This window comes from Pseudomonas sp. CM27 (genome assembly GCF_013179515.1).
Taxonomy (GTDB): domain Bacteria; phylum Pseudomonadota; class Gammaproteobacteria; order Pseudomonadales; family Pseudomonadaceae; genus Aquipseudomonas.
On the sequence record NZ_JABMCN010000243.1, the window covers coordinates 1 to 9,324 of the forward strand.

The window sequence follows — 9,324 nt, forward strand, 5'->3', positions numbered from 1 at the left end:
CGATGCGGCTACCCAGCTTCAGTGCCTCGTCAAGGTCGTGGCTGACGAACACGATGGTCTTGCTCAGCTTGGCCTGCAGGCCCAGCAGTTCGTCTTGCAGGCCCTGGCGGATCAGTGGGTCAAGGGCCGAGAACGGTTCGTCCATCAGCAGGATGTCGGCATCCATCGCCAGCGCCCGGGCCAGGCCCACGCGCTGCTGCATGCCACCGGACAGCTCGTCCGGTTTCTTGTTACGCCATTGGGTCAGGCCCACCAGCTCCAGTTTTTCGTCGACCAGCTTGCGCCGTTCCTTTTCCGGCCGGCCCTGCATTTCCAGGCCAAAGCTGATGTTCTCGCGTACCGTCAGCCAGGGCATCAGGGCGAACTTCTGGAACACCATGGCAATGCGCTTGGTGCGCATCATCTTCAGCTCGGCCGGGGTGCAGTGGGCAATGTCGATGTTCTTGCCTTCATGCTCGACGAACAGCTTGCCGCGGCTGACGGTGTTGAGGCCGTTGATGCAGCGCAGCAGGCTCGACTTGCCCGAGCCGGACAGGCCCATCAGTACGCAGATCTCGCCTTTCTGGATGTCCAGGTTGGCTTTTTCGACGCCGACCACCAGGCCGGTCTGCTTGAGGATCTGCTCGCGGGTCTGGCCCTTGTCGAGCAAGGCCAGGGCCTCGCGCGGCTTGTTGGAGAAGATGACGTCGACGTCTTCGAATCGAATGATGCTCATGCTTCACCCCTTACCGGCAGTTCCGGTTGCTTGCAGATACGGTCGAGCATGATCGCCAGCAGCACGATCGCCAGGCCCGCTTCGAAGCCCAGGGAGATATCGGCGGTGTTCAGTGCGTTGACCACAGGTTTGCCCAGGCCGTCAGCGCCGACCAGCGCGGCGATCACTACCATCGACAGCGACAGCATGATGCACTGGGTAACGCCGGCGGCGATGCTCGGCATCGCATGCGGCAGTTCGATACGGGTCAGCAGCTGGCGCCGCGAGCAGCCAAAGGCCTTGCCGGCATCCATCAGCTCTTGCGGCACGTCGCAGATACCCAGGTAGGTCAGGCGGATAGGTGCGGCGATGGCGAACACCACCGTCGAGATCAGCCCGGGCACCACACCAAGGCCGAAAAGGGTCAGGGTAGGGATCAGGTAGACGAAGGTAGGCACCGTCTGCATCAGGTCGAGCACCGGGCGCATGGCGGTATAGAACATCGGCTTGTGCGCGGCGACGATGCCCAGCGGCACGCCGATGGCCACGCATACCACCGTGGCGAAGGTGACCTGCGCCAGGGTTTCCATGGTTTCCTGCCAGTAGCCCAGGTTGAGGATCAGCAGGAACGACACTGCCACGAAGGCAGTCAGCGCCCACTTGCGCTGGATCAGGTGCGCCAGGGCGGCGAACAGGGCGATGAGGACGAACGGGTTGAACCAGGTCAGGGCGCTGGTCACGCCATGAATCATGAACTCCAGGCCTTGCGCGATGGCGTCGAAATATTCAGCGCCGTTCTGGGTCAGCCATTCGACGAACGACGCGATGTACTGGCCCAGGGGTATTTTCTGATCGATAAGCATGATAGCGAGCTTCCACCTGCGTAGATTGAAATCAACCCGGGGCAGGCACGGTCCTGCCCCGAGGTAGCGCTATTGCGTATTTCGTTATTGCGTCAGCTTGGCCTTGGCCGCCTCAAGGCCGGGTTTGCCGTCCACGGTGGTAACGCCAGCCAGCCAGGTGTCCAGCTTGCCGGGGTTATCCTTGAGCCACTTCTTGGCGGCTGCTTCGGGTTTCATCTTGTCGTCCAGGACATAGCCCATCATGGTGCTTTCATCCTTGAGCTCGAACGACAGGTTCTTCAGCAGCTGGCCAACGTTGCTGCACTCCTGCGCATAGCCCTTGCGGGTGTTGGTCAATACCGTCGCCTTGCCGAAGTCGGGGCCGAAAAAGTCGTCCCCGCCGGTCAGGTACTGCATCTTGAAGCGGGTGTTCATCGGGTGCGGTTCCCAGCCCAGGAATACCATCGCTTCACCGCGCTTTTGCGCGCGGTCGACCTGCGACAGCATGCCGGCCTCGCTGGACTGCACGATCTTGAAACCGGCGTCCTTGAGGCCGAAGGCGTTCTTGTCGATCATGCTCTGGATGGTGCGGTTGCCGTCGTTGCCGGGCTCGATGCCGTAGATCTTGCCGTCCAGTTCCTTCTTGAACTTGGGAATGTCGCTGAAATCCTTCAGGCCCTTGTCGTACAGCGCCTGAGGCACGGCGAGGGTGTACTTGGCGTTTTCCAGGTTGGCGCGCACGGTCTCGACAGTACCGGCATCGCGGTACTGCTTGATGTCGTTCTCCATGGTCGGCATCCAGTTGCCGAGAAACACGTCCAGGTCCTTGCCGGTGGCCAGCGACTTGTAGGTCACCGGTACCGAGATCATGGTGGTGTGGGTCTTGTAACCCAGGGCTTCGAGCACAACGCTGGTGGTCGCGGTGGTGACCGTGATGTCGGTCCAGCCGACATCCGAGAAACGTACCGTTTGACACTGCTCGGGTTCGGCAGCCTGGGCCAGTAACGGCGCAGACAACATCGCAACCAGCAACAGCGAGGGTGAACCTTTCATGGATGGACTCCTGTGATTTTGTCTTCGGGTTCGCGTGGGTCGCCGGGCTTTCTGAGGGTCCGGTCGACCAGGCCTGCAGAGGGCAGGATGCGTGGCCGTGCTTTACGAGTCGCTTTCGATAATCCTCCAGCGCCGGGCAATCGCCTACTAGTGGGGTCGTAACCAGTACGGAACGGGTCGTATCCAGTACGGGCGATGTCGCTTATGAGTTTTTCCACCCCTCCAGCCGCATTTTTGCGTCACCAGGCCACCGGAAAGCGGCGTCATGGTGGCAACTTTCCGGCCTGAAACAGCGAGGCGCTGCTGGACAAAAGTACGTCGGTTGCAGACGGCGAGGGGGGCGGGAAAAGCCCGATGATGCTGGCATTCAAGGCGGCCCGCTGTTTCAGCCTAGCAGCTGCCCCGCCCTGCGCATGGCGCGCAGAGACAAGCCCAGCAAGAGGTGAAGCGACAATGGCCATCAGCGTGTTCGACCTGTTCAAGATCGGTGTCGGGCCTTCCAGCTCCCACACCGTTGGCCCCATGCGTGCCGGCGCCCTGTTCGTCCAGGGCCTGCGCGAACGCGGCGAGCTGGAACGTGTGAAGCGTGTCGAAGTGCGCCTGTACGGCTCGCTGTCGGCCACCGGCATCGGCCACGGCACCGACAACGCCACCATCATGGGCCTGATGGGCGAATGGCCTGATGCCATCGACCCCACCCAGATCGTGCCGCGCATCGCCGACCTGCGTGAAACCAACACCCTGCAGCTGGACAACCGCCTGCCCATCGAATTCGTCTGGGCCCGCGACATGCTGCTGCTGGACGAAAACCTGCCGTACCACCCCAACGCCATGACCTTGGTTGCCGAAGGCGAGCAGGGCGAGTTGCACCGCGACACCTACTACTCGGTGGGTGGCGGCTTTGTGGTCGATGCCGCCCAGGCCGCCAGCGGTGTGCTGGATGCTGATCAGACGGTGCTGCCGTATGACTTCAACAGCGCTGCCGAACTGCTGCGCCTGTGCAAGCAAAACGACCTCAGCGTGTCGCAATTGATGATGGCCAACGAGAAGGTCTGGCGCAGCGAGGAAGAGATCCGCGCCGGCCTGTACAAGCTCTGGGAAGCCATGCAGGAATGCGTCAACAACGGCCTCAAGTACGAAGGCACACTGCCCGGCGGGCTGAATGTGCGCCGACGTGCCGCCAAGCTGCACCGCAGCCTGCAGGAAATCGGCAAGCCCAACGTCATCGGCTCGACCATGAGCGCCATGGAATGGGTCAACCTGTTCGCCCTGGCGGTCAACGAAGAGAACGCCGCTGGCGGGCGCATGGTCACCGCGCCTACCAACGGTGCGGCGGGCATTATCCCCGCAGTACTGCATTACTACATGCGCTTCAGCGATGCGGTGGACGAATCCAACGTGGTCGATTACTTCCTGGCCGCTGCGGCCGTGGGCATCCTGTGCAAGAAAAACGCCTCCATTTCCGGTGCCGAGGTTGGCTGCCAGGGTGAGGTCGGTTCAGCTTGTGCCATGGCTGCTGCCGGCCTGGCCGAAATACTCGGTGCGACTCCCCCGCAAGTGGAGAATGCTGCGGAAATCGCCCTGGAGCACAACCTGGGCCTGACCTGCGACCCGGTGGGCGGGTTGGTACAGGTGCCGTGCATCGAGCGCAACGCCATTGCCGCAGTAAAAGCCATCAATGCGGTACAGATGGCCCTGCGTGGCGACGGGGAGCACTTCATTTCTCTCGACCAGGTGATCCGCACCATGCGCGACACCGGTGCCGACATGCACGACAAGTACAAAGAGACTTCGCGCGGTGGCCTGGCGGTCAGCGCGATCGAATGTTGATCGTGTAGCGGACTTCACTGGCCTCATCGCCGGCAAGCCAGCTCCCACAGGGATTCCATAGCTCTCAGAGGCGGTGGTGGACCTGTGGGAGCTGGCTTGCCGGCAATGGGGCCTGTGCTACCACACAGGTGCATGACAAGAACCAATGCCCTCTTATGGTGCGGCATGACGCCTACCGATCGTCGGGTGTCGTTATCAGTGTGGGCATTGTCGGTGACACTCAAGAGTGTCGTTTCTGGGCAACTTACACTGCCCCTGTCACCAAATTGCTCAGCGGTTACACGCACGGCGCCTAGCACGGCGTTTTGCGATAGTTGGCCAACTCGACCAAAGCACCTGATTTGCCTGATAAAGGCGTCGTTTTCAGGTTTTTTTGGATAGCCGTTCAATTTCAGGCACGGCGTTTGCGTTGAGATTGGCACCCAGCCCTGCACATGAAACGGGGCAATAACAAGAAATCAGTGCCCGCCTGAGGCACACCCTGCATTTGTGTGAGGAGAAATCGCGATGACGTCGTACACCTCCGGGACCCCAACCCAGAACCGCACAGCACCCCAGTCCATCGGGTTTCTTCTATTGGACAATTTCACCCTCATCTCACTGGCCTCGGCGGTCGAGCCATTGCGTATGGCCAACCAGCTTTCTGGCCGGGAGCTGTACCGCTGGCACACGCTGACCGTCGACGGCGGGCAGGTATGGGCCAGTGACGGTCTGCAGATCACCCCCGATGCCGCCATCACCAATGCCCCCCCCATCGACACCGTTATCGTCTGCGGTGGGGTTGGCATCCAGCGTTCGGTCACCCGTGAGCACGTTACCTGGCTGCAGTCTCAGGCCCGTCAGTCGCGCCGCCTTGGTGCGGTGTGTACCGGCAGCTGGGCACTGGCCTGCGCCGGCCTGCTGGATGGCTTCGATTGCAGCGTGCACTGGGAATGCCTGGCGGCGATGCAGGAGGCTTACCCACGGGTGAACATGAGCACCCGCCTGTTCACCCTCGACCGCAACCGCTTCACCAGCTCTGGCGGTACCGCGCCGCTGGACATGATGCTGCACCTGATCAGCCGCGACCATGGCCGCGAGCTGTCGGCGGCGATTTCGGAAATGTTCGTCTACGAGCGCATTCGCAACGAGCAGGACCACCAGCGCGTGCCGCTCAAGCACATGCTCGGCACCAACCAGCCGAAGCTGCAAGAGATTGTCGCGCTGATGGAGGCCAACCTCGAAGAACCGATCGATCTGGACGAACTGGCGGTGTATGTGGCGGTGTCGCGTCGGCAGCTCGAGCGGCTGTTCCAGAAATACCTGCATTGCTCGCCATCGCGTTATTACCTGAAGCTGCGGCTGATCCGCGCACGCCAGCTGCTGAAGCAGACGCCGATGTCGATCATCGAAGTGGCGTCAGTGTGCGGTTTTGTGTCCACGCCGCACTTCTCCAAGTGCTACCGCGAGTACTTCGGCATCCCGCCGCGTGACGAGCGTGTGGGCTCCAACACTGCGCAGCAGGTGGCGATGATGCCGATCCCGCAGGCCATGACCCTGTCGCCGCACAGCGGGCCGTTGGGGGCATTGAGCCAGGCGCGCAACGAGTCGACGTTTGCCAGTGTGAGGCTCTGACACTGCGTCGCTTGCTTCGCGGCTAAAGCCGCTCCCACAGGGACCGTGCAAGCTCAAGCCTGTGCACGGCCTGTGGAAGCAACTGTCTTGCACAGAATTTAAAAAGCGTGCGCGATCTCTGTGGGAGCGGGTTTACCCGCGAAGAGGCCGGACCTGCTGGCCACTATCCTTGGGCATTCACCGTTTCTTCCGAAAGTTTGAGCCTGATCATTCCGGTGTTCGCCGCCCTGCCGGCGTTCTTGGCCAAAACCATGCGCGGGTTATTGGCTTATCCCCAGGTTCGGCACAAGTGTCGGGGCTTGTGTGATCCCTGTGGGGGCTGGCTTGCCGGCGATTGGGCCGGAACAGGACGACTCGGTCAGGCGCGCCTGCTGAACTGCGCCAGGGCCGGCAACAGCTGCTTGTCGATCGCCTGGCGCACCGCCGGCAGAATCGTCGCGCTACCGGTATACATCTGCTCCACCATCCCCTTCAGCGCACGCGCATTGGGCTCGGTCAGCCCACGCACCACCGCTTCGCAGGCCTGCTCGGCACTGGCCCCGGCGGGTATGTCGAACCCGCGCGCGCGCAGGTGGCCTGCCAAGTCGTCCTGGTCAATCAAATCCGCATGCATCATGGCTGTTGTCCCTTTTATCGCTAAGAGAGTGCTGCTGTGATTTACGACCGATTCTGTGACGACCGCGACATACCCGCAACAACAGAATGCCGGCATGGCTGCTTTGGCTAAGAACAGGTCGTTTACGGCTAAATCCACCCTCCGCGAAGTGAGCACACTCAAGCCATCTACCGCAACGGAGGGTTTGGTCACCCTCGTTCATGCACAGTGGATGCTGCTCGCTCTTGGCCCCGGATGCTCACGGCTTTCCGGGGCTATTTTTTATGCGCAGGCTGGACCTGCCTGGCATTTCTGCCAGTTGTGACAGTGCGCTGTCTGCTTTTAAGTGGTCTCGAATTTCCACTGTGGAGTGAGATCGTGAAAGCAATGGCTCTGAGGTGTCTGGGGATAATCTTACCGGCCCTTCTTGTAGCGGCCTGCAGCGTTCCGGCTACTGCGCCCCCGAACTCTCGAGCTCCATCTGCGATGCTTTATGAGCTGCGAGCGGCACAAGGGCGTCAGTCGCTGGAAGCCCTCCTACATGAGCCTGGGACATACCCTTATCTCGCTACCCTGCTAGCCGCCCCGGCCACCCTTGATATCCAGGAAGTGGACGTCAGGCCATCTGCCATTTCAGCTGAAGCCAAGACACTGATCGTGCAGTCGACCAGCGGTAAAGTCAGCCATTATCAACTTAGAAATTCCGATTCGCCGGCCCCAGGGATGATCGGTTGGGTGGGTGACGTCGCAACTGATCGCAGGCAGCGCTTTACATCCCCTTCCGAAATGGATTTTGACCCATTCAACTGGGTTTCCATTGTCCGTGAAGGCGATAAGGTGGTGGGCGATATCCACATTGATGGTCAACTCTATCGCTTGGATTACATCGGCAACCAAAGGCATGTGCTGGTCAAAGTTGATGAAGCTAAGTTATCACCGGAGGCCGAGCCGTTGGCTGCGCTCGACTCAGGAATTAAAGACCCCAGCACAGGCAAGCAGCCGCAATCGGCGTACAGCATAATACGCATGTTGCTGGTGTCTACTAAACAGTCCAGGGCAATAAATCCCAGTTACCGGCTGCCTTTTGCCCAGGCACTGCAAAATGCCAACCTCTACATGCGGAACAGTCGTGTAGCCATCACCTACCAGCTTGCGGGTTTTTATGACGCTGACTACGATGAGACAGGCAGGACTTACAAGCAGCAACTAGATGACATGCGCCTGGCGAAACCTTTTGGACCTGATCTACTCAAGGTACGAGACGCAGTGCGTGCCGACCTGGTTTCTATGTACTCTGCAGGTAGAGAGTACTGCGGTATGGCGTGGCTGAACACATCCAAAGCTCAAGGGCACTCTGTGGTTTCATGTTTTGGTTCTTTGGCTCATGAGCTGGGGCACAATTTAGGCGCCCACCATAATTGGCATGACGGAGACCCAGTCGGCAGGCCACCCTATATGTTTGGATATCGATATATTACGGGAAGTCCTAGGTTCAGCACTCAGATGTCATATGGCTGCAATCCCGCTTGCCCACTGATACCGTATCACTCAAATCCGGATATTGAGTTTGAAACTATACCTGTTGGAACACGAGAGCATCACGATGTGGCGCGCCGCTTCAATGAGCGCAGAGAAGTAGTGGAGGACTTTTATGCGGATGGTAATAACTTCACAGTCTACGAGCATGCAAACTATCAGGGAAACGCCTGCACCTTCACCAGTAAAGGTGGAGTTAGCGCCTACCTTGCAGACATGTGTGGCGAGGGATGGCAGAAAAGAGTGTCGTCCTTGAAAGTTGCCAAAGTCAAACCGGGTGCCAGGGTTCGCATTCTGTCCGATTCAGGCAGCGGGGCAAGGTACATTAGCCTCAGGCTGGACGGTGATCTTGAGCTGCCCACATTGCAGGGACCTGTCGAAATCCCTGGTGCTGAGCTCAACTGGCTTGGCGGCTCGCTCGACGATAAGGTCTATCAGGTGTGGAGCAATGAGTACTGAAACGCACTGCCATAATTTGCCAGCGGGCTCTACACCGCTGGCAAAACTTCGGTTAGCGGCCTAGCCCGATACATCTGCCCACGTACTGCGGGCATGCCGACCCTACGGCGGTCTGGAGTTCCCGTAGGCAAGCGACGCTGTGCTCCGCGAACGGCGCCGACCTCGGCCCTGCCAGGTCAACATGCAGCAACATCTGCTCGCTTGCCGCCAATGCCTCGGCAAAGCCATCGCGGTGCAGGCTGTGATACACGTGCAGGCGCTTGTGGTCGAAGTCGAGGATCTGCGTTTGCACCCACACCTCGGTCCCCAGTTTCACTTCGTGCAGATAATTGATGTGCGCTTCCAGGGTAAACAGTGAATGACCGTTTTGGCCACGGCTCTCGGCATCCAGGCCGATCCGTTCCATCAGTGCGTCGGTGGCGTAGCTGAAGATCAGCAGGTAGAAGGCATCGCGCAGATGGCCGTTGTAGTCCACCCAGTCCGCCTGGACCGGGGTGCGGTAAGTGATCAGTTCGGGCATCGCGTGCTCCTTAATCGCCAAAGGCCATGCCGTGCTCGGCTTTGCTGGTTTTCACCGCCTCCAGCACCGCCAGCAGGGTGTCATCACGATAGCGCTCCAGCGCGGCGATGCTGCGATCCCCCAATTGTTCCGAGGTGCCGTCGACCACGTCGTCGATCAATTGGTCGGTCAGCTCCGGCGC

The 9,324-nt window shown here is 60.0% G+C and carries 8 protein-coding genes and 1 pseudogene; 3 read left to right on the forward strand and 6 right to left on the reverse strand.

All coding sequences use genetic code 11. From position 1 onward, the window contains the following. From HP547_RS23815 to HP547_RS23825, 3 genes are all read right to left on the reverse strand, one after another. Positions 1-715, reverse strand: a 715-nt coding sequence (locus tag HP547_RS23815; RefSeq protein WP_172287769.1) for an ATP-binding cassette domain-containing protein, incomplete at its 3' end; no start/stop codon positions are given. Beyond that, on the reverse strand, positions 712-1,560 hold the full coding sequence (gene choW, locus HP547_RS23820) for a choline ABC transporter permease subunit (RefSeq protein ID WP_172227716.1): 849 nt from the start codon (positions 1,558-1,560) through the stop codon (positions 712-714). The genes choW and HP547_RS23815, both read right to left, overlap by 4 nt. 81 nt (positions 1,561-1,641) lie before the next feature. Next, complete coding sequence (locus HP547_RS23825) at positions 1,642-2,589, reverse strand: choline ABC transporter substrate-binding protein (RefSeq protein WP_172227702.1); 948 nt, start codon at positions 2,587-2,589, stop codon at positions 1,642-1,644. A 453-nt stretch (positions 2,590-3,042) separates the two neighbouring features. Between HP547_RS23825 and HP547_RS23830 the strand changes: the two genes are divergently transcribed. Both HP547_RS23830 and HP547_RS23835 read left to right on the forward strand, forming a co-directional pair. Then, a complete protein-coding gene (locus HP547_RS23830) occupies positions 3,043-4,419 on the forward strand; it encodes an L-serine ammonia-lyase (protein ID WP_172227704.1) in 1,377 nt (458 codons plus the stop codon). A 507-nt stretch (positions 4,420-4,926) separates the two neighbouring features. Further along, entirely contained in the window at positions 4,927-6,033 is a 1,107-nt protein-coding gene (locus tag HP547_RS23835) for a GlxA family transcriptional regulator (protein ID WP_172227706.1), read from the forward strand. Positions 6,034-6,391: 358 nt separating this feature from the next. Here HP547_RS23835 and HP547_RS23840 read toward each other — a convergent pair whose 3' ends face one another. Continuing rightward, on the reverse strand, positions 6,392-6,649 hold the full coding sequence (locus tag HP547_RS23840; protein ID WP_159412923.1) for a hypothetical protein: 258 nt from the start codon (positions 6,647-6,649) through the stop codon (positions 6,392-6,394). 465 nt (positions 6,650-7,114) lie between these two features. Here HP547_RS23840 and HP547_RS23845 point away from each other — a divergent pair, with 465 nt between their 5' ends. Next, the gene (locus tag HP547_RS23845) at positions 7,115-8,623 is read left to right on the forward strand and encodes a reprolysin-like metallopeptidase (protein ID WP_172287771.1); all 1,509 of its coding nucleotides are present in this window, start codon (positions 7,115-7,117) and stop codon (positions 8,621-8,623) included. Positions 8,624-8,675: 52 nt separating this feature from the next. On the opposite strand, the gene HP547_RS23850 is transcribed toward HP547_RS23845, so the two are convergent. Beyond that, complete coding sequence (locus tag HP547_RS23850) at positions 8,676-9,143, reverse strand: thioesterase family protein (RefSeq protein ID WP_172287773.1); 468 nt, start codon at positions 9,141-9,143, stop codon at positions 8,676-8,678. Positions 9,144-9,153: 10 nt separating this feature from the next. Next, positions 9,154-9,324, reverse strand: a pseudogene (locus tag HP547_RS23855) (L-carnitine dehydrogenase); the annotation flags it as partial.

Excerpts from the sequence above, each read along its gene's own strand:
- HP547_RS23845 (WP_172287771.1), top strand. The coding sequence starts at position 7,115 with ATGCTTTATGAGCTGCGAGCGGCACAAGGGCGTCAGTCGCTGGAAGCC.
- HP547_RS23850 (WP_172287773.1), bottom strand. The coding sequence starts at position 9,143 with ATGCCCGAACTGATCACTTACCGCACCCCGGTCCAGGCGGACTGGGTG.
- HP547_RS23835 (WP_172227706.1), top strand. The coding sequence starts at position 4,927 with ATGACGTCGTACACCTCCGGGACCCCAACCCAGAACCGCACAGCACCC.
- HP547_RS23840 (WP_159412923.1), bottom strand. The coding sequence starts at position 6,649 with ATGATGCATGCGGATTTGATTGACCAGGACGACTTGGCAGGCCACCTG.
- HP547_RS23830 (WP_172227704.1), top strand. The coding sequence starts at position 3,043 with ATGGCCATCAGCGTGTTCGACCTGTTCAAGATCGGTGTCGGGCCTTCC.
- HP547_RS23825 (WP_172227702.1), bottom strand. The coding sequence starts at position 2,589 with ATGAAAGGTTCACCCTCGCTGTTGCTGGTTGCGATGTTGTCTGCGCCG.